This is a genomic window from Chryseobacterium pennae (assembly GCF_003385515.1).
Taxonomy (GTDB): domain Bacteria; phylum Bacteroidota; class Bacteroidia; order Flavobacteriales; family Weeksellaceae; genus Chryseobacterium; species Chryseobacterium pennae.
The window spans coordinates 1-25007 of record NZ_QNVT01000025.1; the positions used below are offsets into that span (position 1 = coordinate 1).

Genomic DNA, 25007 nt, shown 5'->3' on the forward strand with positions numbered 1-25007 from the left:
AAAATCAAAAACTTTAGATTACAGCTCAGAGGAGTAAAAGATAAATCTTTTTTTCTTTTTAGATTAACCAAACTTTTTGCGTAATCCACAACTTTTGGTACTGATCCATAATAGGAGAAAGTAATGCAAAAAAATAACAGCTTTCATATAAAAATTAAAACCGCAACCATTAATTAATGATTGCGGTTTTTGTAGCGAAGACGGGAATTGAACCCGTGACCTCAGGGTTATGAATCCTGCGCTCTAACCAACTGAGCTACCTCGCCGTTTTGGTGGTGCAAATATAGAAAAATATTCTTTACCTCCAAAATTATTTTACCTTAAAATATTCCAAAACATCTCCTACATGATCTGGCTTACTGATTATCTTACTGTTAGAATCTAAAATAAAATAGGTCGGAGTAGCATGAACATTGTAAGTATCTACGTAAGTACTATTCCAGCCTCTCAATTCTGAGTCATTGATCCATGGGAATGCAGCAATCTTTGTAGAATAAGAATTTTTATCCACATCTAAAGACAGAGCAATCACCTGAATATTTTTTGATTTCAGTTCATTGTATTTTTCCAATAGCTTTGGAAGTTCACTTTCACAGTGTGAGCATGTAGATGACCAGAATATAATAACCTTTTTATCAGCCTTTACATCATGAATTGATTTAGCAGTGGTATTGGTTGCTGACTGGAACTTATAATTAGGAAAGACAGCCCCCGTTTCTACATTAGCATTAGATTTTAATGTAGAAGCTAACCTATCGTTGATGGTACATTTAAGATTTTTAGCTAAACCAAGATATTTGTTCTTAAATTCATCCATCTGATAAACATCAAAAATATCGATAAGTTCAGATAATACAGTCTGCCCTCTTGGGGTTTCAACCTTTAAGCGGTCTAAAAGTTTATCTACAGAACCTCCGACATTAGTATTTCCTCCTGAATTCAGGTAAGCTACCAATACGGGTCTTAGTAATGATGAGCTTTCAAGCATATCGTTAGACTTATCCAGGAAATTAATAATATCATCCTGATTAACCTTTTTATTATCTGCCGGATTTCCAATAAATTTGCTGTAGTTGGTATTATAATAAGCTACAAATGGATGTTTTGCTGCATCAACGGAGCTCGATGTACCGGAAAGTCTATCGATTTCAGTTTTCAGAGCTTTTCCAAAGTCTGTATTATCCTTATAATATTCTTTAATCTGGGCTAAAGCAGGAAGAATAAGTTCTTTCTTTTGTGAACCTTCCTGTTGTTTACTCATGATCTCATTAGCTTCATCCAGATAAATAACATCTTTCACTTTATTATTCTGAATATCCAATTTGATATTTACATTTTTATTTTCAGAAATAAAGCTGATTGTATTGTTGGTTGAAGGGAAATAGAGTTTCATCATTCCCATATAGTGATTTGGATATTTAAACGTCCACGTATTATTTTTACTCTGTTCTTTGGTAACAATAATATCTTTTGAACCGTTTAATGTATATAGAATAGCATCTTTATCTGTAAAATCTGCCGGTGTCTGAACTGTAACTGTAAACTGAGCCTGCAGTGCAAATGTAGCTAAAACTGCAGATAGTGTATAAATCTTTTTCATAAAGTAAAAATAAAAAAACTCTCTGATTAATCAGAGAGTTTAGTATTATTTTAATAAAATTTTATGCTTTAATGCTTTTATATTTCTTTGTGTAGAATGCAATGAATGCAACAGCTACTACAGCAAGTAAATACACATACATATCAATTGGTGCTGATGGTGCTCCACCTGTACCGTGACCACCGGTTCCTCCTCCTCCGGGAACTGGCATATCATCAGGATCCGCACTTACCAATATTGTGGTAAAGAAAAACAATGCAAATACTAGTTTATTTATGGTTTTCATATTAATTTTTATTTTAAGATTTTGGTGTTAACTATTACTCCTTTATCCGAAACAACTTTTACAACGTAAGAACTCTTCACTGAACCATCAAGTTCAATTACGAAATCCTTAGATGTATCAACAGTTTTCTTAGAGATGATAAGTTTACCACTCATATCATAAACTTCAATATCTGCTTTTTTCCAATCTGGGTCAAATCTAACGATATAATTACTGATTGCAGGATTGTATACAACTGTTGTTCTGGAAAGTGTAGCAGTTTCCTTAGCTGCAAGAGTTCCTTTATTAGGCTCTCCATAATATAAATTATAAGATTTAGAGCTTACAGGAACTACATCTCCTTGTTTTGCTTGTTGTACAGATCCATTAGATGCTTTATAGTAGAATCCTGTTCCTGAAGACAACTGGTGTGTTCCGGCAGGAAGCATTTCTGCATTCTCTCTGATTTCAAATTTATAAGAAACTATTTTTTTATCCGGTTTACTAAAATCAAAATTCCATAGTAATAAATCTTTTCCTAAGAAATCTTTTTCATTAGCTTCGTTGATATATAACCAATATTTTGCATTATAGTTTGGATCATAACCTCCATTTGGTGCTTCCTCAAAAGTACCGATAAGATTACTGCTGCTAGCGGCAGCCTGTACTGTAGTTGCAATAGAAGTCTGGTGACCGGTAGTAGCTGTAGCAGAAACTACATAATAAGCTCTTCCAAGCTCATTACCATTAGCATCAAGACCGATAACTCCTAATTGCTTAATACTTGCTCCAGCAGATTTATTAGCTTTACCAGCCATTTTAGCAGCATTTACATTATAGTCTGTTCCATCAACTCTCACTACATCCTTAAATCGTCTAAGGGTACTGAAATTCAAATTTTGAGCACTATTGTCTCTAAGCTTAATAATAAATGGCTGCATTGGTTTAATAATTAATCCAATATCTCCAACAGGAGTTCCATTTAAATTAAATGTCTGCTTTAATGCGCCTGTAGTAAAAGTATACCCATTAGCCTGTGTTACCACTGAACCTGATGTATACTCAATACCCATGATATTAGCAACATTATTACCGTCTGTAATTGCTCCGCCTTCAATATAACCAATCTTAGAAAGGTCCAGATTTGTAAGGAACGGGTTACCAAACTGGTAAATATTTTTACCATAAGTTACATTCCACTCTCCGTTAGGAAGATCAAACTGATCCTGAAGGTAAGAGTTATAAGCTTCACCATAACTGTTTGCTCCGTTACCGCCAGGACCGAAATATACATTTCCTCCATTTTGTAAATTCACAGGAGCAAAGGTAGCATATGGTCTACCGCTTATCTTATTCACGGAACCTGATACAGGCGTATTAAGATTTAGGTTGTTATTTCTAGAACCTAACATATAATATGCCGGACCATTACTGGTTGTACTTGACAAATCAGTAACATGATCAGATTTAGCCTGGGCATTATTCCATTGCAAAATAAGATCATTGTTTACATTACCAGGATTCTGAATATTTCTTACAGTACCGAATGTTTTTCCTAATTCGGTTGATAATGAACTGTAAGCTTTACCGAAGAAAGGAAGTGCAATTTGTTGGAAATAATTGCCGTCACCTTGTTTGTCTGTCAGGTATTCTTTAGTTACAATACCTGTAATGTTGGACTGAGTTAGCCCATCAATGTACAATTGACCGTACGTAGAAGAAGCATAAGTACCAGGGGTATTCAGCCTTAAAACAATATTATCTCCATTGGTGGTTTTATCCGCACCTAATGCATCAATTGTTTTTAAAGCATCTGTACCTGATCCTACAATCATTACATTTCCACGTACATCCAGAACGCCTGTGTCTTTTGTTTGGACACCGCCACCGCTATAAACTAGGGTGCCTTCGCTCACATACATTTTAGCATCAGTGTCTACGTGACATAATATCTGCGCCTGAACAGAATAACTGATTGCTAAAAGACCTATAGCAAATAAACTTTTTCTCATTGTATAAATTATTTGTGTGTTAATACAATCTTCACCCGCAAAGGTATTATTTTTTTCTTTAAAAAAAAAACATTTTATCTATTAATCAAAATATTATCTTCTGTTAAGACAATCTTTTTTTCTTCTCCGATTGAAAACATATAGTCTTCTAGGACCTTTTCTGTGGTACCTCTCAGACCTCTTGCTCCTAATCCTTTATCAATAGTTTCCTCCACAATTTTCTCGATTGCCCCGTCTGTAATTACCAAATCTGTGCCATCCATCTTAAAAAGCTCCACAAATTGATTCACGATCGAATTTTTAGGTTCTTTCATAATTCTTACCAGTGTCTCTTTTGTGAGTTTATCAAGGTAAGTGATGATTGGAAACCTTCCTAAAAGTTCGGGAATTAATCCGAAAGAACGTAAATCAATCGCATTAATATTTGTTAATACATATTCATCTTCATCCGTTTTATTGATTTTTTCTGAACTGAAACCAATGGCCTGCTTGTTCATTCTTCTTTCGATGATCTCCTTAATACCGTCAAAAGCTCCTCCGGCAATAAACAGGATATTCTGAGTATTCACCTGAATATACTTTTGGTCAGGATGTTTTCTTCCTCCCTGTGGCGGAACGTTTACAATACTTCCTTCCAACAGTTTCAGCAATCCCTGCTGTACTCCTTCTCCTGATACATCTCTTGTAATACTCGGGTTGTCTGATTTTCTTGCAATCTTATCGATCTCATCAATAAAGACAATTCCTCTTTCAGCTTTTTCCACATCATAGTCTGCCACCATCAATAGTCTCGAAAGGATACTTTCAACATCTTCCCCTACATATCCTGCTTCTGTCAGAATTGTTGCATCCACGATACAGAAAGGAACATTAAGCTCTCTTGCAATCGTTTTAGCCAATAGGGTTTTTCCTGTACCGGTCTCTCCTATCATAATGATATTGGACTTCTCCAGCTCTACCTCTCTGTTTTCATCCTGAGCATGAAGCAATCTCTTATAATGATTGTACACGGCAATGGAAAGTTGTTTTTTTGCCTGATCCTGTCCTATTACATACTGATCAAGAAATACTTTAATTTCTTTTGGTTTTTTAAGATCTTCCATATTGTCTGCTGGTGAATGCCCTGATTTCGAGGCACTGTCTTTTACAATTACATGTGCCTGCTCTATACAATTTTCACAAATAAAACCGTCCTGCCCAGAAATCAACATCTGTACTTCATTTCTTTTTCTTCCACAGAAAGAACATTGGTTTGGATTCATATTATATAATATATGTATATGTTAAAGAAAATCGTAAAAAATTACTTTTTTACGATTTCCTGTGTTTTAAGAATTAATAATTGAGTTTTGGATCTCTGTATATTCTTCGTTCGTTAATTTTAGTCTTTCATTTCTGAAGTTCATGTCTTCCATCTTGTTTAAAGGAATAAGATGAATGTGGGCATGAGGAACTTCAAGTCCTACAACCGCTACTCCTACTCTTACACATGGAATTGCAGTTTTGATCTTCTTGGCAACCTCTTGGGCAAATCCCCAAAGGTTTTTGTATTCTTCACTTTCAAGATCAAAAATCAAATCCACTTCTTTTTTCGGAACTACTAAAGTATGTCCTTTCACCAAAGGCATTGCATCGAGGAACGCAATAAAGTTTTCGTTCTCAGCAATTTTATAAGAGGGAATTTCGCCGTTGATGATTTTTGTGAAGATAGTGCTCATTTTTTATAAGTTAGAGATTAAATACTGGAAGTTTAGAAATGAAAGGGTGTATCAGACTATAGAGAAATGTCTAATACTTCAAAAGAAAGTTTATTTCCGTTTGGTAAAGTAATTTCAGCCGTTTCACCTTTAACTTTACCTAATAAACCTTTAGCAATTGGAGTGTTTACAGAAATTCTTCCTGTCTTAAGGTCGCTTTCGTTATCCGGCACCAATGTAAATACCTGCTCCTGCTTCGTTGCATTATTCTTAAGCTTCACTGTAGTTAAGATAGAAACTTTTGAAGTATCTAATTGGCTTTCGTCTATAATTTTAGAAGTTGAGATAACATCTTTCAGCTTGGAAATTCTCATTTCAAGCATTCCCTGAGCCTCTTTAGCCGCATCATATTCTGCATTTTCAGACAAATCACCTTTGTCTCTAGCTTCTGCGATCTGCTGAGTAATTTTTGGTCTTTCCACAGTTTCCAACTGTTCCAGCTCAGCTTTCATTTTCTCAAGGCCCTCCTTTGTTACATAGCTTGCCATAATTTTCAAAATTTAGTTTTAGTATAAAAAAATAATCCGACATTTGCCGGACAATGTTTTACGTGTTATAATCGTTTAATTTTTACAAATATATAAAAATTTAAATTGAAATGAAAAAAACTTTTTCGATACTATCTATTTTCATCATATTGATTTTCAGTAATTTATCCATAAACTCATGTGGGAGCAGAGAAGATACAGTAAGCTGCTTTCCCAATGTTCCTATCAATGTAACCATTAATCTAAATACCATGCCTAAGTATAATGCTTTGAATTATGACAATGGCTGGGCTTACATCAACGAACAGCAATCCGGAACCAGAGGATTGATCATTGTACGTACGGGAAATGTATTTAAAATATATGATCGTAACGCTCCTCATCTATGTCCGGATAATGATACAACACTTGAGGTTAAAGACAATATCGCTATTATATGTCCGAAAGATAATACAAAATGGATTTTAAGGACAGGTCAACCTGAAGCCGGCTCTAAAACTTCATTACCACCCAAAACATATCCTTACAATTATGACGAGGTTAGTAAAACTTTAAATATTTACTTTTAGAATAATAAAATGAAGATCGTTATACAAAGAGTTTCTGAAGCCAATGTAAAAGTAGACGGAAAAACCGTTGGCGAAATAGAAAAGGGATTAATGCTGTTGGTGGGTATTGATGAGAATGATGAAAAAGCAGATGCAGATTGGCTGGTACAGAAAATACTCAATCTGAGAATCTTTGGTGATGAAGATAACAAGCTTAATCTTTCTGTAAAGGATATTTCCGGGGAGATCCTCTGCATCAGCCAGTTTACCCTGATTGCAGATTATAAAAAAGGAAACCGTCCTTCTTTCATTAAAGCAGCCAAACCTGATAAAGCCGTTCCTCTATTTGATTATTTTAAAGAAGAGATGGCAAAATCCGGATTAAAGACAGAGAGCGGTATTTTCGGGGCAGATATGAAAGTTTCACTGATTAATGACGGGCCTGTAACCATCGTTATGGACTCAATAACCAAAAGCTGATTACAGAAGTAAGTATATGAAGAACAAGAATATTATCATCGCTTATCTTGTATTGACATTGATTTTCCTGAGTGAAATTGTTTTAAATTTTAATAAATACAGTTATGCCGGATATTACACGGATAAAATTATAGGCTGGCTCTGGCTTGCAATGACTGTTTTTATCATTATCAGGCTTTGGAAGAAAAAAGCAATAAAGGCTTATTTTGGACTTTTGATTGCAGGAATTATTTTGAGTATCCTACCCATGATGATTCCTTTTTTTGCTATTCTCGGTTATTTCTCAACTTTTGACAACTACCAGAGAATTCAGCTTAATAATGACTACCGAATTGAGAGATATCGTCCCGGAGCACTATCTAAACCGCATATAGCTATTTACAGGCAGAAAGGTATTCTGGAAAAAAATATCAGCAAAGTGCCCTATATTGATGTTTTGGAAAGAGTTTTACAACGTTCTTCGATTGACATTTCAAGTGATGAGAGACAGGAAGGAATTCAGGAAGCCAGATTCGTAAATGCAAACAAAGACAGCATCGGCGTTGAATACCAGATCATGAATAAAAAGCAGATTTTTTATCACAGAATCTACGAAAATCAATTTGAAGATTAACCGCATTGATCCTTCACTGCATACCAATAAAGAAATACCTTTCAGTTTTACTGAAAGGTATTTTTTTTAGAAAAATATGATAAATCCTTTGCACAAAGGACAAACCGGCTCATTGAAAAATAAATTCACAAAAACGTGATTTGTTTTCATTTTATTATTATTTTTGATATTATCCAAACCAATTCACAACCATTTAATAAAAATAACATGAAAACAAAAATCAAACTTCTTACATTATCTGTATTCTGTTTCTCCTTTTCCTTTGGGCAATCTCAATCAACGCGCAATGATGATCAAAACGATCAGATATACGTATGCTTTTCAAAGGGCATCCATTCGGAAAAGGCTGCATTTACCAGAAATCCTGAGCTGGGAAGGTTTGCCAGGGAAAATGGAGTTTCATTTACATATGATCTGGGATTCAGTGATGCAAAGATCAATGAAATGACAGAAAGCAGTAAAGTGAATGGAAATACCGGTGAATCTGTTCAAAAACTCAAAAGGATATTTAAAGCTGATCTTCCTGTTCAAAAGGACGGATCTTCTAAAAATCTGATTCATATTCTTGAAAAATTCCCGGAAATAGAATATGTATCTGTGATGAGTGGCTCTCCTATTGAGCCCCCATTTGTTAATATGTTTGTTGCCACTCCGGATCTGGAAAACCTTCAGACTTACCTGAATGACAATCCGGGAATCAATGCAAAATATGCATGGTCTAAGGGAATTACGGGACAGAATGTACGTATCCGTGATGTGGAATATGGTTTTTACAAAACACACGAAATGCTCTCCAACCAGAATTCAATTCAATTAGAACCCGGCTATTCTCCCAATTCAGGATTAGCCAACAATAACTATCGTGATCACGGAACAGCTGTGGTAAGCATTTTGGGATCTGTAAAAGATAATATCGGGCTTACAGGTGCGGTTTATAATGCATCAGAAATAAAAGGATATATGGAATGGACTACTGTTGGATATAACAGAGCTTCAGCGGTAAGCAGATCGATCAATGCTTCTCAGGCCGGGGATATCATCCTGTATGAAATGCAGACTGGTGGAAAAGATGGCCAATATTGTCCTGCAGAGTACGACAGTGTGATCTGGGATCTTACAAAAGCGGCTACAGATTCAGGAATTATTATCATTGCAGCAGCCGGAAATGGAAATCAGGATCTTGATGATCCTTTTTATGCTGCATACAGAGCAAGAGGAAACAGCGGCGCGATCATTGTAGGAGCAGGAACTCCCAATACCACTCATTCTAAACAAAGCTTCAGTACTTATGGAAGCAGAGTGGATGTACAGGGTTGGGGAAGCAGTGTTCTGGCAGCCGGATACGGATCGTATGCAAAGTATGATAACGATAACAACAGAACATATAACTATTTCAGCGGAACCAGTTCTGCTACCCCTACTGTGGCTTCTGCAGCTGTACTTCTTCAGTCTTATTATCGTCAGAGTACGGGGCAGTATTTAAGCCCTACCGCTATGAAAAATCTTTTAGTTTCTACCGGAATTCCACAGGGAGGTACAGATGTTAATAAAAAAATTGGCCCTCTTCCTAATGTGAAAAATGCTATTTTACAACTGGAAAGCAAGTCTACGGTTTCTGCTAAGGCTTTGCCTGCTTTGGAGGTGAAAATTTATCCCAATCCCTCCAGCAGCTATATAGCTATTCAAAGTACTGAAGATAAAAGACTGAGCATAGAAATCATCAATATGCATGGAAGGTCAGTGATAAAAAACACGGTTTCTTCCGGTGAAAAGATTAATGTTTCTCAGCTTCCTGTAGGCCAGTATATCATTAATATCAATGAAGGATCAAGACGGGTTGTGGAAAAGTTTACTAAACTATAGTTAGGAAGCGGGAAGATTGAAGCTGGAGGTTAATACTAGCCCTAGTATTACTAAAGATATAATAAAGCGATCTTTGTAAAAGTAAAAAGGGACAGTAGTTATTCTGAATGACTTTGATAACTGTCATCTTCTATTCCTTCTTATTCAAAGTAAAAAACTCCTTTCAGCGATTGAAAGGAGTTTTTTGTCTTAACTTTTATAACAATTATTTCGCAGGGACGCTGCTGAAATTAAGGGCTACTTTAATATTCATGTCTGAAGAGGTTTGGTTCTTCAGTTCATAAACTGTTCTTACCGTAAGTCCTGAACTTTTTACTATGCTATCCAGGAATCCTGTGTCATTAAGATCCAGACTCATACTGGATGAATTGGTAGAGATATTTGAGCGGGATGCGATCAGTTTTTCTCCTGTTCCACTGGATGAAACGTATACTTTAATAGTTTTAAATGCGCTTAAATTTCCTCCTGAAGGAGATACTACGGATATTTTAGCATCAGAGATTCTTACATCCTTAATCTGTGCATTATTATTTCCTCCAAACCAGGTTTGTACATTGGTAGCGGTTGCGGTTGAAGAGACTTCTTTATCAGCAGGCACTCCTGTGGAAACTAAAACATTTGCTGTATAGGGAAATGTATTCTGAACCAGCGACTGTACGGTTCCACAACTTACAAGTACAGCTGAGGCGGCCATTGCTGTTAGAACTATATTTTTCATAATTTTAAAATTTAAACTTCATGATGTTAATTTGCAGAAACTGTACCAAATTGACTGATGCTACTCAATGCTCACTGTAAAATGTCCTTTAGTGTTTCCAGAAGCCATATTACTTTTTCCTATGATCAGCCATACTTCTCCTTTTTCAGGAATATCATAGGTGATTTCTCTTCCGAAAGGCCCATCATAATTTCCATTGGGAAGTTTTATCTGATTGAATCTGATATTAAAATCTTTCTCTTTCGTCGAAATCTTTGCTTTGATATTAGACTGCTCAAAATTGGTAAGCTTTAAAATAAGCTCCTGATCATCATTTTTAAATTCTTCTCCCAAGGTAAAAGGAAGCTGAGAAGCATCTGCTGTTCTCACAATCTGACCTTCTTTTTCATTTCTCATTACGCCTTTACGTAATACTTCTCTGGTAGCAGGAGCATTGTTAATAATTGAATCTTTCTTTCTTAATGCTACTGAATCTGCCTTATGAACAGAATCCGGCATTTCCGTTACAATGGTAGAATCTTTATGAGATACATCTATTACAGCAGGATCTTTTTTACAGGAAATAATAATCAATGGAATTAACAATAAGCTTTTTTTCATAATAATTAATTTTAAGGCTTGAAGAAGATGGAAGATGGAGGCCGGGAGATGGAAGTTATTGTAGTTTTCCATACTTCCGAAGTTATATTTGATTGAATATTATCAATACTTACATATTTTGAGATGTGCCATCATTTTCCATTTTACAATTCAATCCTGGTTAATCAGGTCTTTTTAAATGCTAAAATTGTTCCAACTCTCTTAACGGTCTATATTTTCAGGCTGCAAAAGCTTTTCGTTACTGTTTCTAATGAGCTTAAAAGTGAAATACATAAAATTGAGCATAATGCCCATTAAAAGGGTAACACCCCAGGTCTTTGTATATTCCAGCGGATAGATAAAACGTACTACAATATCATTGAATAACCCGAAAGGATTATTGAGAATATCCCAACTGTTCCATCTCAGAAATCTTCCCAGATACACTCCAAAACTGCTCATGAAAAGAAAAAGGACTACAATACCGTTAATGATTCTCTCTTTGGTATAACCGGAAAGAAGTTTTTCAATATCGTTGAGACTTATAAAACCACATATTAATCCTGTCCAGGCATAGGAGAGGATAACGATCAGATCGTACCAGATAGGAATGGTATTTCTTACCTTTAAATGAAAAAGATCGGTCAGAATATAGGGTGAGTTCGGAAAAAACAAGATCCAGACCACAATAATCAAGACGACAGATATTTTACTTTTGGTATTGAATGCCAATATCACTGTACTCAGAAATAAAGGAATCCATGCCAGAAACAGGTTCCAGTTCAGGAAGAAAAACACTTTTGTTTCGCTGATATAATATCTGAAAAGGGAAAGACTGAAACAGAATAAGGTCATTAATACCAACAATATATTCATTTTAAATCTTGGAGATTCAATTAATTTTTTCATCGTGTGGCTTTATTTAAGGGTTTGATAATACAATATTTGGGAAAGGAAGGTTTTGGATTTTTCAGATCTGATCTTATCCTGAAGGCTCTTTTTTAATTTCCAGTTGTTCTTTTCATCTGCATATTTCATGAGACTTTCTTGGTTGAAATTAACAGAGGTTGCATGATAATTCAAATCAAAGTTTTTACGGGATATATTCTGTGAAGTAATAATACCACCCCAGTTGATATAGCTGCAAATCAAAATGGTTCCATAAAGATACCACGCCATGGTATTAAAGAGGAAGGCGTTTCTTTTTTGTTTTTGGATTTTCATAAAAGTTAAACCAAGTCCCACCAGAGATAAGAGAAGGAAAGCAAAAACGCCCAGTCTCTTATACGTAAAGGCATAATTAACGATATATTCATAGTTTTTGGCTGCTGCAGACAGAATGAGTATGGCATTCAAAATAATCCAGACTTTAGCTAAAATTTTCAGCAGCTTTGCTTTGGAATCAAAATTGAAACCTGATTTAAAGTAGAACATGATCACCAGAATAGCCATCACAATAGACATAATCACAGCATTGACACGCTCATGTGTCTCTTCTGAAAGCTGAACCGGTGTTTTTGAAACTTCATAGAACTGCTCATAATTATAAGTGATGATGAAGAATATCAACAAAATATTCAGACAAAAGAAAGATATTACACCACTCGTTCTTTCTGCGTCCAGATCAAGAAACGAATAGGTTGACTTAGGTTCCTTGGCGTTTTCCTGAAAGTCATTATCCAAAAAATGATGATTTTTATAGATCAGCCTTTCCACAGCAAAGTTCCAGAAATTAAAAGCAATAAAAAATCCTAAAACGGAAAGACAGAAGACCTGCCAAAGATTGATATCCAGTTCATAATCTGTGAAAAGAGCTGCAAAATGATCACTTCCTGCGGCATAAACTCCAAAGAAAACGGAAATAAGGACTAAAGGAATGAGTACAAAGGCCAAGATCTTCTGCCACATTCCCGGAATGCTCTTTTGAGGCAGCCATTTATCAAGCATAAAAATTCTGCAGATTGAAGTACAGCCATTGGTTATAAAAACAGGAATTAAAAAAAGAACCTTCATTTTTTTGTTTCTTGATTTATAAGCTAATAGAAGCAGTGAACTTGCCACCGCCAGAAATGACGGAAAGTCTCCATACCAAGCAAATGCAATCCCGGAAAGTATACTTGTTCCTGTAAGAATGTAAAATGTTCTGGTTTTATTTTTTCCGGGTGTCTTAAAGAAATTCAGAATTGCATATAAAATTCCAAGGATTCCAAAATTCAGCCCCATGTCCTGATCATAAAATAGAATGACAAATAGGGCTGTTGTTAGAAATATATAGTGATGTGTTTTCATGATAATAAATATTTAAAAATTAGATTATGAAAAATTGAAAATAATAAGAAGGTATATTGCTGCGATTGGAATATTTGCCAACAAAAGGAGAACAGAGTTTCCCGAATCTTTTCTTTCGGAAATATCCATCAGGAAATGAAGCAACTCATATAAAAGCACTGTCATGTTCACAGGTATTGCAAAAATTACATAGATCACCCCACAAATCAACAAGTCTTCATTTCTGGTGATAAAAAATAATAAAAACAAGAATGTACCAAGACCGAAAGAAATAAGAAAAGTATATCTCCCGTTAGAACTGAACTTTATATTTTCCACGTCATTTGCATTTTAATGTAAAACAACCGGATCTTTCTGTTGGATAAAGTCTTTCAGATGATCAAAATTCTGCCAGAGTAAACCTTCGAAATCCCATTCGTAGAAGGCTCTCATCGTCTGTCCTTTTCGATAGGCATTAAAGTAAATTTTCATGTATTCCGGAAGAATAAGGGTTCCCAATACAATAGCTGCCAGCAAATGGGCATTGAGCTTTCCGTTTCCAAGCAAAAGATATTGCATGGCAATTTCATCCTCAAAGTTGGTCCCGCAGCCAGTGATCAGATGGTGAACATCATGATTTTCCATTTTGGGAATCATTGAAAACCCATGTTTATGGTAGAATTCTCCTAGTTTTCTTCCCAGTGAATCTTCCTGAAACTCCAGCAGCTGCCTTTCATTGAACTGCCATTGTCTTTTTTTCTTTTTAAAGTATTTTCTGTAGAGCTTTTGAGTTTTATCGTACACAAAAAGCAGAAACTGAACGCGTATTTTTTTCATAGTGTATGTATTAAAAAAAGAATGAGAACTATTATGATTTAAAGATTACCAATGGCCATCAGAAATTAAACAAATCCCGATGACAGCATACAGAATTGCAATGGGAATATTGATAGAAAGTATACCAATTGCTTTTATACAAGTTTTTAAACTGGATCGATTCACAAGTCCATGGATTAAAAAAGCGAGTATCAGGAATAAGTTAACGGGAGTAGCAATAATGAGCAGCATATAACCGGCCGCGACGAACGGCTCCAGTTTAAATACGCCTCCTAAAAGACAAATTGTTCCCAGGGCAAGACACGCACCGAATATTGATTTACTTAAATTGATTATATCTTTATCTTCCATTAATGTAATTATTTAAGCTTGGGTTAATGTAAAAACAGTGATTTCGGGACGTACCATAAATCTTATCTGAAAAGAATGCCCAAGGGCACGATTGATATACAGCTTTCTCCCATCTTTCAGATCAATCTCCCCGGAGATATACTCTTTATTCTTTACCGGAAGTATGGGGGTAATGATTCCTGGAATTCTACATTGCCCTCCATGGGTGTGTCCGCTCAAAATCCAGCCTTGATACCCATTCCATATATCCAAATCACAGGCATCAGGGTTGTGACAAAGTACAATATTGGCTTTTGATGGATCATATTTTGCCATCGCTTCTACAGGTTGAAAGCGGGATGACCATAAATCTTCGAACCCTATAAAATTCAAACCATAACTTTCCTCCTGAGTGTTCCTGAGCATCGTGATCCCTGAATTACTAAGTGTATCACATATTTTCTCTGAACATTCTATATCCTCCCAGTTTTTTCCATAATCATGGTTTCCTAAGATTCCAAAAGTTGCTAAAGTCCCCAGAACACAGTTTTCCATTACTTTTTTCAGATCTCTCTGTTCCTGAAGGATTCCTGTATTTACAAAATCTCCGGTGTACACTACAAAATCGGGTTTATATTGTTGGGCTTTCTGAAAAGATTCAATGAGAAAATGCCAATCGAAATAAGCCCCTACATGCAAATCGGAAATCTGCATCAGTATCTTTCCTTCTAATGCCTGAGGTAAATTTTTCACAGGAAGCTTTCTTTGAACAAATTCTATCCAAAAAGGTTCTACCTGCCAAGAATACAATCCAGGGGAAACACCCAAAACTGAAATCTGTAGGATCTTTTTTAAAAATGTTTTTCTATCCATCATATCTATTTTAAAACAAAGAACTTTGAATTACAAAGTTAAAATTCAAAAAAATATAGGACTACCGTCCCAATAGTTTTTCAAGGGCATCCAGATGATCTGTAAAAGCCTGTCTGCCACTTTGTGTAACACGGTAAGAGGTTTTAGGCTTCTTCCCTACAAACTCCTTTTTAACCTCAATATATCCTACTTTCTCCAATGCGTTGCTATGGCTGGCAAGATTTCCGTCTGTGATCTCCAACAAAGCTTTCATTTCAGAGAAATCAACCCAGTCGTTCACCATAAGAACGGACATAATACCCAATCTTACACGGCTTTCAAATTCTTTATTGAGTTGACTTATTTTGATCATTTTCTTTATCTTATTTGTTCTGAAACGGCCATAATCTGACTATTTTCATTTTCTTTAATCCTAGGCAACTACTCTCTTTATAACTTTATTCGTTTCAAAAACGGTGCAAAAATAAGGATTAAAAATTTTCTTCTTCCCACAAAGCCTTCTTTATGATATGTATAAGGTTTTTTATTATTAAAAAATCAATATTAACTTCCATATATATACAGCTCCAATACTGATAATGAAAGATAAAATTCCTATCAATAAGGGCCAATGTCCCATAATGTCATTTTTTCTTTCTGAATAAAATTCAGTTGCATCTACCAGATTAAGTTTCTTATCAGAATGTAAAGCAATCAAATCCTTCTCAGCATCAAAAGTTTTTACATCATCTGTTTTTGTATCTACCAAAAAGTACTCATTATCAAAAGTTTTTCCAAAAATCTGATTCCCGGACTCTTCTATTTTTATTACTCTTGAAATCAGATTCTCTCCGGTTGCTTTATTAATGTTTGCCTGTTCCGGAATATCAATAAATAACAGTTCATAATTGTTTTTCAAAGGAATATACCATGCATCACCAATTCCGATATCTACTTTTTTATTTTCTGATACAATCGAAAAACCAATAACTCCAACGATATAGAAAGTATAAAGCGCTACAAAAGGAGCTATAAATGTCAGTATCATTTTTCGTCTTCTTCTTTCCTTTCTGCTGATGAAATAAGTAAGTATACATCCTATTACAGCACAAATAAAACTGAAAACAGCTATAATGAAAAGGTGAATAAATATTACAAAACCAATTCCCATTACTTATATTTCCTATGCATAATAAGCCCGTAGACAATATGCAGAATACCGAAACCTACTGCCCAGAAAAACAATCCCCAACCCAGAAAAAACAGAGACAATAATCCAAGAACAACCTCACAATATCCCAGATATTTAACATCCGGAAGAGTGTATCTTTCAGCACTTATAAGGCCCAATCCATAGAAAATCAAAGTTGTAGGAGCAATCCATACTACTAAATGATGCTCAATAAGAGCTGCACAAAAGATTCCTCCTGCCGCTAATGGGACTGAAAAGGTGACTAAAAGTCTTTTGGTAGTGGCATCCCAGATCTTTAATCCGTTCTTTTTACTTTTATTGGCTGTAAAAATATACCCACTGAAAACAGCTGCTATCAGAACTACTAATCCGGTGATGACCAATTCCTGAACCAATTCAGAGGTAAAATGAAATCTACCTCCGTTAATGTATTCCATTTTTTTACTTTCCATGGCAAAATAGGCATACCCAGCACCTAAAAGTGCTACTACACCAGCCACAACTCCCGAGAGCCCGCTCAAAGAAATAAATCTGGAAGACCGTTCCATCATGGAACGGATATGGGACAAATCTTCGTGATAGTTTTTTGAATCCATAAAAAGAACTTTGAATTACAAAGTTATAATTTATTTTTAATCTGCAAAATATTTTTTTTAAAACTTATACTGATTTTTTTATCAAGCCAGCCTTATAATTTTTAACTTTAAGATGATCAAAAATATAGCACCATTGAACTGATCACTATTCATCCGGGAAAGTAAACAGAAGAATAACGTCCAATTTTAATTATTTTATGATGACAAAAGTTTTAATTGATTATTCTCAAATACACTTACAGGAAAATATTCCTTTAAACGAGGAAGAGCTCAATAGGATAGCCATCCACAAAAGAGATTTTTATAAGGATTTTTCAGGGGTTGTAATTGCCGTTATTATGATTGTCATGATTATGGCCGGTTATTTTTTGAAAAACGAGTTTAAGAATTTTAAATATTACCATTACCTTTTATTTATTGGTGTTGCAGTAGCACTCTATCTATTTTTCTTGCTAATGCATTGGCTTCTCTGTCAATATTTCAAAGGGAGATGGAAAAAGGATATTAAAAATGGTAAAAACAGGTTGGAAAGTATAATTATTTCCAAGCATAAAACGGAAGGTGATGAGTACATTATTACTTTTGCGGGATGTCACAAAGGAAAAAAGATAAGGCTTCCTGTTGAGAAAACAGATTATGATCAATATGAGATGGGAGCAAAAGTAGTGGTAAATTATTTCAAATACAGTCAGGAAGTTATTTCTCTTGACTATTTTGAGAGTAAAGATTAAAAAAAGCCGCTGAAGTGGTCAACGGCTTATTATTTTTGAATGGAATGAATTATTTCGCTCTCAATCTTTCTTTAATAGATTCAATATTCTTCTTTGCAGAATCTTCTAAAATAAGACTGGCACTCATATGAATTCTTGCCGGCATCAATTCATTAAAGTGCTCTGTTCCTTCCCATGATACTTTTTTAATTAATGCCAGGGCATCACTGCTTCTTGATGCTAACGTCTGTAAAAACTTCTCAAGTTTTTCATCCATCTCCTGGATGTTTTCTGAAACGGAATGATATACATTATGCTGTTCTGCCCACTCAGCCGATCTGAAGTCTGCATCAATAGCCATTGCTGAGAACTGTGATTTTCCGATTTTTCTTTCTACATAGGGTCCGATTACGAAAGGTCCGATTCCTAAATTGATTTCTGTAAGTGCTAATGCTGAGTCTTTTGTTGCAAAGCAGTAATCAGCACCACAGGCAATTCCTACTCCACCTCCGGTTGTTTTTCCCTGCACTCTTACTACCACAATCTTTCCACAGTTTCTCATTGCATTCAGAACTTTAGCAAAGCCACCGAAGAACTTAGTGGAAGCATCCAGCTCTTCAATGGCCAGAAGCTCATCAAAACTTGCTCCTGCACAGAATGCTTTTTCACCTTCACTTTTTACTAAAATAGCCTTTACCTCATCTTTAGCTCCTTCTTCTAAAATAGTCTGAGCCAGTTTTTCTAAAATAGCTCCCGGAAGGGAATTACTTTTAGGGGTTCCGAAAGTAATTTCGGCAATATTATTTTTGATTTCTGATGCTACGAATTCGTTCATTTTAATTTTTATTGGATTCTTACAAAAATACTAAATACAGTGCTTTCGGAGAAACTTAGAGAGAATAATTTCATGCTATTTTTAAGGTTGGAAGCAGGAAGAGAGAAGTCAGAAGTTAGTATTGAGCAAATATCTACTATTAGTTTTTATTTTAAATATATAATTCTGTTTTTAAGAGTAGAAGAATATCTCTTTACGTAGAAATACGGAGTCTTCAATTTGGTATTTTCTACTCTACTGCAGCTTTTATATTAGTTGTTCCTTTGGATTAGAAATAAACGGCGGAATCTGAAAAGCCATCAACAGAGTAAGACTATTAAAGGCTAAAAAATATTGACCATGGACGAATACATTGGAATCGTTAAGTTATTTGCAGGAAACTTTGCACCTAAAGGCTGGATGTTCTGTGACGGAAGTTTACTAAGAATCTCAAGCAATTCAGCACTGTTTTCCATTCTGGGAACCACTTATGGTGGAGACGGAATCACCACGTTTGCTTTACCCAACCTAAAAGGGCGTACTGCTATTGGGTCTGGAAATGTAAATGCCAACGAATATTATCCACTCGGTGTAATGTCAGGAACTACACAAAACACTCTTTTACAGTCTAATCTTCCAAGCATTGGAGCTGGCTTTCAATTTAAAGTGGCAAACAAAAATGCCAATACTTCTACCCCTACTGCTGCAACAGCTATTGCTATTACTGGAACACAGGTAGGAAGAGACTTTAATCCTGTTACAAGTTTTGTAAATAATGCAAATCCCGATACGGCTCTTAATAGCCAGAGTATTTCTTTTATAGGACAAAATTTACCGGTGAATAATATGCAGCCTTACCTGGGATTGAATTATATCATCTGCATTGCAGGTATCTATCCTCCACGAGATTAATATATCATAACCTAATATTTAAAACAAAGATCATGAAAAGCACTACTATTTTTACAATTTGTAGTCTGCTCATTTCAATTTTCTCATTTGGGCAGACCAGTACAGAGCAATTTGAGACAGAATCAAACGGAAGCACAAGCTTCACTGACAATGGAGTGATTTTTAATGTCATTTCTCACGTGAGTGTTTTTGATATCCAGGCTAACTTTCCGGGAACAGGCTGGAATGGAACGGCCAATGATAACCGTTACATTGATAATTCTAATAATCCGGATTCTCCGCCATCATTTAGTATTAAAACCACTTCTAATTTATTTAAGGTGAACAAATTCTGGATGTATCTCTCGGCATTGAATCTTGAACTTAATGTAGCAGGTTCCATTACGATAACCGGAAGGTTGAGTGGTGTCACAAAATTTACCCAAACAAAAACAAATGGGTTTGCAACAAGTTTAGGTAGCACCAACGGATATACTTTAATTGACCTGACTAACCTAAATGGGCAAAATTACTCAAACATTATTATTGATGAACTTCGTATCACGGCAAACGGAGAGTTTAGGTATGTAGCTCTTGATGCTTTTACGTGGGTAAAAGACAGTAACATTGTGTTAGGAACCTCAGAAGCCAAAAGCACTCAAAAAAACTTGACTCTTTATCCTAATCCAACTTATGGTCCTATTTCTATTAATTCAGAAAAAAATTCGGAGGCCAAAATTTACAGTACGGATGGCAGAATCCTAAAAACTTTTCAGATTCAGAAAGGTTCTAATGAAATCAGCATTTCAGAATTACCGAAAGGAGTTTACTTTATTAAAACAGCCACTGAATCTACTAAGGTTATTAAAAATTAATATTTACAAGTCTCATATCCGATCTTGTTCCCACAAAGATTCTAATTCATGAACAACACCCCTTGATTATATTAAGGGGATTGTTTTTTTATCTTGTCCATTTATGAAGGTGTTCTATTCTCCCATTTCTTTTTAAAAGGGCTTCAAACCTCAGTTTTAGCAAGATATTGCGGCCGTCAATGGTTCTTGTAAAAATAAGTTCTGATGCTCCAACGGTTTTATTCCAGGTTTTAGTAAAAAATTCTGCACTTTTTTTATTTTTTGCAAAAATTTCAGGTACCGGAAAATACTGTTCTTTTTTCAGAAAGAAAAAATTCTTTTTCTGTTTCAAAATATATCGTGGATTATCTACCGGAGAGACCATTTCCTGTAAAGTCTGAATAAACTGCGTGCTTTCATATTGACTCCCTCCTTTCAGGTAGCAGAATGCTCCTTCGCTGCTATTGGATGAACTTATAATATTCAACTGTTCAAAAGAGGTTCTTATCACTCTTTCATGAATCAGCCCGTGTAAGACTACTTCTGCAAGTGCTCCAAGCTGTTTCCCAATATCCTGGTATCTCCAGTATTGCTTTACTGATATATATAATTTTCGCCCATATACGATGAAACCTGCTAATCCAAATAAGGATACAATCAATGAAAAGGTTTTTACAGAATCAATCGCCTGTATATTTCTGAGAATACCGAATAAAAGATTCTGCCAGAATAATAATACGGAAGATGCCATTACCTTCACTATATTTCCTGACATTTTTCCGACATAGTCCATCTTCACGTCCTTCATCGCTGCCATATTGATGGAGGGAACCTGTATTTCTTCTACTAAAATATTTCCAAGATCAAGTGCTTTTCCCCAACGGCTGATAAGATTCTTTCTGTCCTGGGCCAGAACAAAAAACGACTGATTAATTTCTGAAATTCTGCTCTTAGTTTCTATGGTTTTAACATTAAGCCTTTCAAAATTGTTTTCAATAGTAGGAATATCTTTATTGGAAATCCCGACAGAGGTTTTAAACCGCCGCTTCATAATATTCAGATCCTGCCCGCCAGTTTCATCATTAGGATCAAAGCAGACAAGATGCCATATATTGCCTGTCTTATGAGGAATATCTTTATCTGTTCTTATAACTCTTCCCCTCATCTGATTGGACAGTACAAAGGAACTTATAAAGCTTGCCAGAATTAAAGTATTCATTTTTGGAGCATCCCACCCTTCTCCCAGCAATGATTTGGTTCCGATCAAAACATGAATACCTCCACGCTGAAAGATTTCCGTAATAATGTGTACAATATCACGCTTTATTTGTTCCGTAAGGTTGATCATGAGATAATCCGGATCATAGCTCAATGGTGAAAGCCGTATCCCAAAAACTGCTCTTTTTATACAGAGTTCCTCAAATACACTTTTAGCATTTACCGGAATAATCACCAGACTCCCTGTAAGAATCCCTATTTTTTTCTGCTGGAAGTTTTCCCGCCTCAGTTTTTCAAAGATGGGAACGGCTCCTATTTTATCAAGGGTGAGGGTATTCTGGGTTCCGTTATTCAGATATTCTTTTTTTATAAAATCAGTTAGGATAACCATTCTCAGATCATCTTTAAGTACGGAAGATTCAAAATCCACGATATCCTGTATTCCCTGAAGTTTACCTATACTTGAATTGAGAATCTGATTTGTATTTTTATTATTAAAGAAACTCAGAGTATTCTGTTCCAAAAATCCGTGCCTTTTTAAACGGTTACCTAAGTCTGTATGGTGATCTTCATAATTTTTAAAATGAACTTCATCTACCAGTAAATAGAAGTCGAGAAGTTCTTCCATCCAGAAGAAATCAAATTCAGGAATATATTTCTGCTGATCACCGATAATTTCAAAATGAACTTCGGGAATTTCTTTTTCCCTGAAATGAAGATAAACCAGCCCGGAAGTATAGGAAGATATATTTTCATAGATCCAATCCAGGTGGCTCAACGGCTCCTGATATACAGGATGCTCCTCAATAGCATTGAGAAGAATATCATCTTTTTTAATTTCTTCAAAGAATCCTAAGGCCTGCTTATGGTAATATTCAATTTTCTTTTGCTCTTCCAGAGAGGGTAATGTAAAGTGTACCAAATCCTGATGTGGGCAAAGATCTCCTTCAATCATCAGTTCAGGAACTGATATTTCTGCATCTATAGGACCATTCAACTGGATATACTTTTGCCATTCTGTACCGGAAACATCAAAGGGAGGTGTTGCAGTAAGGGAAACAACAGTGGGTTCAATTTTATTTTTCAGTTCCGTAAGACTGCTCCACCAGGCATTTTTCAAATGGTGAGCTTCATCCAGAATAAGGGTTCCTACTTTTTGTTTCTGAAGGCGTTTTATAATTTCTGAAGCTGGTACTTTTGGAGATTTCCTCATAGTTTCCTCCTCTTCTTCAGCTGTTTCAGAAGCAGCATGAATTCCCTGATAGGTTGTGACAGTAATAATTCCCGGCTTTCTAATATCTGAAGATATCCATTCGGGAACCGTTTCTGTATTAAGGAACAGTTCACAAAATCTCTGGATCCACTGATTTTTTATGGCTAAGGTAGGAGCTACAATAAGTGTAGGTTTGCCAAGCCTCAACATGACTTCCAGCCCGAGAACTGTTTTCCCAGAACCTGGAGGTGCAGAAACATGAAGATGATTATCTATAAGATATTCGTCAAGATGGTCCAGAAATTTCTTCTGATAAGTTCGCCAGTTATATTTAAAAGTCGTGTTTTTAGGGAAAACATTCATGTTCACAATTTAATAAAAAACAGCCTCACCGGAATTACTGATTTTTATCTTTTAATGATAAAATATATTTGTCTATATACAGCTGTTTTTCTTTTGATTTGTATTGCTGAATATATCGGGGATGCTCCAGAACCGTCATGGTATCGAAAAGCTGGGCCTCTTTATTGAGTTTTGAGATAAATTCAGCATTTTTCTTCCCAAGAATAAACACTTCTGAAGTATCCAGATTCAGGCTGATATGTTTTTTGAGGGAATCTATCATAAAAACTTTTACAGCTTCAAACAGTTCTTTATCATCATAATAATTGGCATTAAGCCATCCGTTCTTTGTTTTTCTTACAATGGCTAAAGGGAATGGAGAATTGATATAAATATCTTTATAAAAAAGATCTGCACCACCATAATCAGCAATCATATCATACATAAATACGGAGGAAACTTCATGAGTACGGGCAGATTTCATTGGTATTCCACAGACGCTTTCCAATCGTTTGGTATCTGTAAAAGGAACTCCTGTTACTCCTGCCCCATGGCGGCTGGGATTAATACCAACAATAAACTTTCTTTTGCCGGAGTCGTTATAATATTTGTGATAAAACTTTTGCATGACCTCCATCGTCTCCGGATTGTCCAGATACGGATTCAATGCTTCAAAGCCTTTGGGAAGGTTTCCTGAATAGTTTAGATTTTCATTGAATTCAATAACCTGATCTGCAAAAGTTTTACTCATCAGTTTTATTTATTTTAGAAAAACAAAATTATCTGCCGGGCCTGTTTCTTTATCTTCGTCATCCTCCTCATCGTCGTCATATTCGGACAATTCCAATTCAATATCGATAAAGTGAATATATACTCCACATAATTTGTCCTTTTCATCATAAGCAAAGTAAACCGGATATACTCCATCTCCTATTCCACTTGCAAATATAGGGATCTGATATTCTGTACCAGGCACCGTCCAATTGATCCAATCTCCCAAATCTCTTTGGTTTCTTGGATTTTCTGAATAGCTCTTAGCAAACAATGCTACAAAATAATCATCGTAAATATTATCTACATCCAGTTCTGAAATAAACTTATCTACATAAGGAACCACTTCAGGATCGGTAATACACGCTAACCCGGCATCAACATTAAATCCAAAAAAACCGTCCTCACTGGCACTATCAATATTTTCTATACCAATTAATGCTTCTCTGTAAATAACCGGTTTTTCTTTAGTAAATTCAACTTTTACTGCGGCATAGCGATCTCCCCAATCTTCCAGCTTTACTACGGCAATGGTTACTGGAAAATCTCCTTTGGGAACCTCAACAAAAAAAGGCTGCTCCTTCTGATTCAGATATACAAGGGGATCTCTTACAATTACTTTTCCTGATGGCAGGGAAACATTACCTATTCCCATCGTCTCCATCTTTTGCTCCATAATTTCATCAGAGGTAAAATAGGTCTCAACATCTACAGGAGATATCAATTTGTCTTTTATCTCTTCCCATTTTTGCATCCAATTTTCGTTCATTGTTTCTTATTTTATGATTGAAGTTTAAAAATACTATTCATTTATTGATTTTCAAAATACTTCGGTCTGGTTTTTCTGGCTTTTTATCCTTGTCAAGGTTTTGAACCTTGACATGGTTATTAAAATAAGGCAGCAAGTCACGGTGACTTGCTGCTTGCTATAGTATTTAATTTTTTAATTAATTAAACTAAGAGTCTGCACATATAACACAGGCACCTAATCGGTCTGGCCATCTTCCGGGAATACAACATGTTCCCCGAGGACAAGAATGAGGAGTACAATTCCATATTGGTCCTGCTCCTTTAAGAGATCTCAATTCATTTCTTGAAAGTCTTTTTAAGTTTTTCATAGTAATTAGTTTTTGATATTCTCTCCTACTCTATATGCTTTTCGGATTTCGCCTATTAAAGTTAATCATTTTTAATGA

At 35.4% G+C, this 25007-nt stretch carries 29 protein-coding genes and 1 tRNA gene; 7 read left to right on the top strand and 23 right to left on the bottom strand.

What is annotated here, in order from left to right; translation table 11 throughout:
- Positions 1–192: 192 nt before the first annotated feature.
- The 7 genes from DRF65_RS20965 to greA all read right to left on the bottom strand — a co-directional run bounded on the left by DRF65_RS20965 (position 193) and on the right by greA (position 6122).
- A tRNA-Met gene (locus DRF65_RS20965) sits at positions 193–266 on the bottom strand.
- A gap of 44 nt (positions 267–310) precedes the next feature.
- Complete coding sequence (locus DRF65_RS20970; RefSeq protein ID WP_115972696.1) at positions 311–1600, bottom strand: TlpA family protein disulfide reductase; 1290 nt, start codon at positions 1598–1600, stop codon at positions 311–313.
- 61 nt (positions 1601–1661) lie between these two features.
- Positions 1662–1886, bottom strand: coding sequence for a signal peptidase (locus DRF65_RS20975; RefSeq protein ID WP_115972697.1), 225 nt, complete (start codon positions 1884–1886; stop codon positions 1662–1664).
- Positions 1887–1894: 8 nt separating this feature from the next.
- Complete coding sequence (locus DRF65_RS20980) at positions 1895–3877, bottom strand: T9SS type A sorting domain-containing protein (protein WP_115972698.1); 1983 nt, start codon at positions 3875–3877, stop codon at positions 1895–1897.
- Between the two features lie 74 nt (positions 3878–3951).
- On the bottom strand, positions 3952–5139 hold the full coding sequence (clpX, locus tag DRF65_RS20985; protein WP_115972699.1) for an ATP-dependent Clp protease ATP-binding subunit ClpX: 1188 nt from the start codon (positions 5137–5139) through the stop codon (positions 3952–3954).
- 66 nt (positions 5140–5205) lie between these two features.
- On the bottom strand, positions 5206–5595 hold the full coding sequence (locus tag DRF65_RS20990; RefSeq protein WP_002981730.1) for an HIT family protein: 390 nt from the start codon (positions 5593–5595) through the stop codon (positions 5206–5208).
- A 56-nt stretch (positions 5596–5651) separates the two neighbouring features.
- On the bottom strand, positions 5652–6122 hold the full coding sequence (gene greA / locus DRF65_RS20995) for a transcription elongation factor GreA (RefSeq protein ID WP_115972700.1): 471 nt from the start codon (positions 6120–6122) through the stop codon (positions 5652–5654).
- 110 nt (positions 6123–6232) lie between these two features.
- On the opposite strand from greA, the gene DRF65_RS21000 reads away from it, so the two are divergent.
- The 4 genes from DRF65_RS21000 to DRF65_RS21015 all read left to right on the top strand — a co-directional run bounded on the left by DRF65_RS21000 (position 6233) and on the right by DRF65_RS21015 (position 9626).
- Positions 6233–6691 carry a hypothetical protein gene (locus tag DRF65_RS21000; RefSeq protein ID WP_115972701.1) on the top strand — a complete coding sequence of 153 codons (459 nt, stop codon included), beginning with the start codon at positions 6233–6235 and terminating at the stop codon, positions 6689–6691.
- A 9-nt stretch (positions 6692–6700) separates the two neighbouring features.
- Positions 6701–7150, top strand: a complete 450-nt coding sequence (gene dtd / locus DRF65_RS21005) for a D-aminoacyl-tRNA deacylase (protein ID WP_115972702.1) — start codon at positions 6701–6703, stop codon at positions 7148–7150.
- Positions 7151–7166: 16 nt separating this feature from the next.
- Positions 7167–7763 carry a hypothetical protein gene (locus tag DRF65_RS21010; protein ID WP_115972703.1) on the top strand — a complete coding sequence of 199 codons (597 nt, stop codon included), beginning with the start codon at positions 7167–7169 and terminating at the stop codon, positions 7761–7763.
- 207 nt (positions 7764–7970) lie between these two features.
- The gene (locus DRF65_RS21015; protein WP_115972704.1) at positions 7971–9626 is read left to right on the top strand and encodes a S8/S53 family peptidase; all 1656 of its coding nucleotides are present in this window, start codon (positions 7971–7973) and stop codon (positions 9624–9626) included.
- 205 nt (positions 9627–9831) lie between these two features.
- Here the strand turns inward: DRF65_RS21015 and DRF65_RS21020 are convergent, their stop codons facing one another.
- The 11 genes from DRF65_RS21020 to DRF65_RS21070 form a co-directional block, all read right to left on the bottom strand.
- A complete protein-coding gene (locus DRF65_RS21020; protein WP_115972705.1) occupies positions 9832–10344 on the bottom strand; it encodes a hypothetical protein in 513 nt (170 codons plus the stop codon).
- Positions 10345–10404: 60 nt separating this feature from the next.
- Positions 10405–10944 (bottom strand): hypothetical protein, encoded by a 540-nt coding sequence (locus DRF65_RS21025; protein WP_115972774.1) that lies wholly within the window; start codon positions 10942–10944, stop codon positions 10405–10407.
- A 201-nt stretch (positions 10945–11145) separates the two neighbouring features.
- Complete coding sequence (locus DRF65_RS21030) at positions 11146–11832, bottom strand: DUF1361 domain-containing protein (protein WP_115972706.1); 687 nt, start codon at positions 11830–11832, stop codon at positions 11146–11148.
- Positions 11833–11841: 9 nt separating this feature from the next.
- On the bottom strand, positions 11842–13212 hold the full coding sequence (locus tag DRF65_RS21035) for a DUF4153 domain-containing protein (RefSeq protein WP_115972707.1): 1371 nt from the start codon (positions 13210–13212) through the stop codon (positions 11842–11844).
- 24 nt (positions 13213–13236) lie between these two features.
- Positions 13237–13530 (bottom strand): hypothetical protein, encoded by a 294-nt coding sequence (locus DRF65_RS21040; protein WP_115972708.1) that lies wholly within the window; start codon positions 13528–13530, stop codon positions 13237–13239.
- Positions 13531–13542: 12 nt separating this feature from the next.
- A complete protein-coding gene (locus DRF65_RS21045) occupies positions 13543–14028 on the bottom strand; it encodes a Coq4 family protein (protein ID WP_115972709.1) in 486 nt (161 codons plus the stop codon).
- Between the two features lie 45 nt (positions 14029–14073).
- Positions 14074–14379, bottom strand: coding sequence for a hypothetical protein (locus DRF65_RS21050; protein ID WP_115972710.1), 306 nt, complete (start codon positions 14377–14379; stop codon positions 14074–14076).
- Positions 14380–14391: 12 nt separating this feature from the next.
- A complete protein-coding gene (locus DRF65_RS21055; RefSeq protein WP_115972775.1) occupies positions 14392–15231 on the bottom strand; it encodes a metallophosphoesterase in 840 nt (279 codons plus the stop codon).
- A 61-nt stretch (positions 15232–15292) separates the two neighbouring features.
- A complete protein-coding gene (locus DRF65_RS21060) occupies positions 15293–15583 on the bottom strand; it encodes a winged helix-turn-helix domain-containing protein (protein ID WP_106918168.1) in 291 nt (96 codons plus the stop codon).
- A 177-nt stretch (positions 15584–15760) separates the two neighbouring features.
- Complete coding sequence (locus DRF65_RS21065; RefSeq protein ID WP_123947410.1) at positions 15761–16258, bottom strand: hypothetical protein; 498 nt, start codon at positions 16256–16258, stop codon at positions 15761–15763.
- A gap of 122 nt (positions 16259–16380) precedes the next feature.
- Positions 16381–16998, bottom strand: coding sequence for a hypothetical protein (locus DRF65_RS21070; RefSeq protein ID WP_165852285.1), 618 nt, complete (start codon positions 16996–16998; stop codon positions 16381–16383).
- A gap of 197 nt (positions 16999–17195) precedes the next feature.
- Here DRF65_RS21070 and DRF65_RS21075 point away from each other — a divergent pair, with 197 nt between their 5' ends.
- A complete protein-coding gene (locus tag DRF65_RS21075) occupies positions 17196–17729 on the top strand; it encodes an MnhB domain-containing protein (RefSeq protein WP_123947411.1) in 534 nt (177 codons plus the stop codon).
- A 49-nt stretch (positions 17730–17778) separates the two neighbouring features.
- Here DRF65_RS21075 and DRF65_RS21080 read toward each other — a convergent pair whose 3' ends face one another.
- Positions 17779–18543, bottom strand: a complete 765-nt coding sequence (locus DRF65_RS21080; RefSeq protein WP_115972713.1) for an enoyl-CoA hydratase/isomerase family protein — start codon at positions 18541–18543, stop codon at positions 17779–17781.
- 339 nt (positions 18544–18882) lie between these two features.
- On the opposite strand from DRF65_RS21080, the gene DRF65_RS21085 reads away from it, so the two are divergent.
- Positions 18883–19434: a phage tail protein gene (locus DRF65_RS21085; protein WP_115972714.1), complete on the top strand. Its 552-nt coding sequence runs from the start codon at positions 18883–18885 to the stop codon at positions 19432–19434.
- Between the two features lie 32 nt (positions 19435–19466).
- Positions 19467–20288, top strand: coding sequence for a T9SS type A sorting domain-containing protein (locus DRF65_RS21090; protein WP_115972715.1), 822 nt, complete (start codon positions 19467–19469; stop codon positions 20286–20288).
- 88 nt (positions 20289–20376) lie between these two features.
- On the opposite strand, the gene DRF65_RS21095 is transcribed toward DRF65_RS21090, so the two are convergent.
- The 4 genes from DRF65_RS21095 to DRF65_RS28580 all read right to left on the bottom strand — a co-directional run bounded on the left by DRF65_RS21095 (position 20377) and on the right by DRF65_RS28580 (position 24929).
- Complete coding sequence (locus DRF65_RS21095) at positions 20377–23061, bottom strand: DEAD/DEAH box helicase family protein (RefSeq protein ID WP_115972716.1); 2685 nt, start codon at positions 23059–23061, stop codon at positions 20377–20379.
- A gap of 34 nt (positions 23062–23095) precedes the next feature.
- A complete protein-coding gene (locus DRF65_RS21100; RefSeq protein ID WP_115972717.1) occupies positions 23096–23791 on the bottom strand; it encodes an SMUG2 DNA glycosylase family protein in 696 nt (231 codons plus the stop codon).
- A gap of 9 nt (positions 23792–23800) precedes the next feature.
- Positions 23801–24580 carry a DUF4241 domain-containing protein gene (locus DRF65_RS21105; protein WP_115972718.1) on the bottom strand — a complete coding sequence of 260 codons (780 nt, stop codon included), beginning with the start codon at positions 24578–24580 and terminating at the stop codon, positions 23801–23803.
- 187 nt (positions 24581–24767) lie between these two features.
- A complete protein-coding gene (locus tag DRF65_RS28580; protein ID WP_165852286.1) occupies positions 24768–24929 on the bottom strand; it encodes a bacteriocin-like protein in 162 nt (53 codons plus the stop codon).
- Positions 24930–25007: the final 78 nt, after the last annotated feature.

Excerpts from the sequence above, each read along its gene's own strand:
- DRF65_RS20980 (WP_115972698.1), bottom strand. The coding sequence starts at position 3,877 with ATGAGAAAAAGTTTATTTGCTATAGGTCTTTTAGCAATCAGTTATTCT.
- DRF65_RS28580 (WP_165852286.1), bottom strand. The coding sequence starts at position 24,929 with ATGAAAAACTTAAAAAGACTTTCAAGAAATGAATTGAGATCTCTTAAA.
- DRF65_RS20975 (WP_115972697.1), bottom strand. The coding sequence starts at position 1,886 with ATGAAAACCATAAATAAACTAGTATTTGCATTGTTTTTCTTTACCACA.
- DRF65_RS21095 (WP_115972716.1), bottom strand. The coding sequence starts at position 23,061 with ATGAATGTTTTCCCTAAAAACACGACTTTTAAATATAACTGGCGAACT.
- DRF65_RS21055 (WP_115972775.1), bottom strand. The coding sequence starts at position 15,231 with ATGGATAGAAAAACATTTTTAAAAAAGATCCTACAGATTTCAGTTTTG.
- clpX (WP_115972699.1), bottom strand. The coding sequence starts at position 5,139 with ATGAATCCAAACCAATGTTCTTTCTGTGGAAGAAAAAGAAATGAAGTA.
- DRF65_RS21075 (WP_123947411.1), top strand. The coding sequence starts at position 17,196 with ATGATGACAAAAGTTTTAATTGATTATTCTCAAATACACTTACAGGAA.
- DRF65_RS21020 (WP_115972705.1), bottom strand. The coding sequence starts at position 10,344 with ATGAAAAATATAGTTCTAACAGCAATGGCCGCCTCAGCTGTACTTGTA.
- DRF65_RS21085 (WP_115972714.1), top strand. The coding sequence starts at position 18,883 with ATGGACGAATACATTGGAATCGTTAAGTTATTTGCAGGAAACTTTGCA.
- DRF65_RS21065 (WP_123947410.1), bottom strand. The coding sequence starts at position 16,258 with ATGATACTGACATTTATAGCTCCTTTTGTAGCGCTTTATACTTTCTAT.
- DRF65_RS21030 (WP_115972706.1), bottom strand. The coding sequence starts at position 11,832 with ATGAAAAAATTAATTGAATCTCCAAGATTTAAAATGAATATATTGTTG.
- DRF65_RS21100 (WP_115972717.1), bottom strand. The coding sequence starts at position 23,791 with ATGAGTAAAACTTTTGCAGATCAGGTTATTGAATTCAATGAAAATCTA.
- DRF65_RS20970 (WP_115972696.1), bottom strand. The coding sequence starts at position 1,600 with ATGAAAAAGATTTATACACTATCTGCAGTTTTAGCTACATTTGCACTG.
- DRF65_RS21050 (WP_115972710.1), bottom strand. The coding sequence starts at position 14,379 with ATGGAAGATAAAGATATAATCAATTTAAGTAAATCAATATTCGGTGCG.
- DRF65_RS21060 (WP_106918168.1), bottom strand. The coding sequence starts at position 15,583 with ATGATCAAAATAAGTCAACTCAATAAAGAATTTGAAAGCCGTGTAAGA.
- DRF65_RS21080 (WP_115972713.1), bottom strand. The coding sequence starts at position 18,543 with ATGAACGAATTCGTAGCATCAGAAATCAAAAATAATATTGCCGAAATT.
- DRF65_RS21000 (WP_115972701.1), top strand. The coding sequence starts at position 6,233 with ATGAAAAAAACTTTTTCGATACTATCTATTTTCATCATATTGATTTTC.
- greA (WP_115972700.1), bottom strand. The coding sequence starts at position 6,122 with ATGGCAAGCTATGTAACAAAGGAGGGCCTTGAGAAAATGAAAGCTGAG.
- DRF65_RS20990 (WP_002981730.1), bottom strand. The coding sequence starts at position 5,595 with ATGAGCACTATCTTCACAAAAATCATCAACGGCGAAATTCCCTCTTAT.
- dtd (WP_115972702.1), top strand. The coding sequence starts at position 6,701 with ATGAAGATCGTTATACAAAGAGTTTCTGAAGCCAATGTAAAAGTAGAC.
- DRF65_RS21105 (WP_115972718.1), bottom strand. The coding sequence starts at position 24,580 with ATGAACGAAAATTGGATGCAAAAATGGGAAGAGATAAAAGACAAATTG.
- DRF65_RS21070 (WP_165852285.1), bottom strand. The coding sequence starts at position 16,998 with ATGGATTCAAAAAACTATCACGAAGATTTGTCCCATATCCGTTCCATG.
- DRF65_RS21035 (WP_115972707.1), bottom strand. The coding sequence starts at position 13,212 with ATGAAAACACATCACTATATATTTCTAACAACAGCCCTATTTGTCATT.
- DRF65_RS21045 (WP_115972709.1), bottom strand. The coding sequence starts at position 14,028 with ATGAAAAAAATACGCGTTCAGTTTCTGCTTTTTGTGTACGATAAAACT.
- DRF65_RS21090 (WP_115972715.1), top strand. The coding sequence starts at position 19,467 with ATGAAAAGCACTACTATTTTTACAATTTGTAGTCTGCTCATTTCAATT.
- DRF65_RS21015 (WP_115972704.1), top strand. The coding sequence starts at position 7,971 with ATGAAAACAAAAATCAAACTTCTTACATTATCTGTATTCTGTTTCTCC.
- DRF65_RS21025 (WP_115972774.1), bottom strand. The coding sequence starts at position 10,944 with ATGAAAAAAAGCTTATTGTTAATTCCATTGATTATTATTTCCTGTAAA.
- DRF65_RS21010 (WP_115972703.1), top strand. The coding sequence starts at position 7,167 with ATGAAGAACAAGAATATTATCATCGCTTATCTTGTATTGACATTGATT.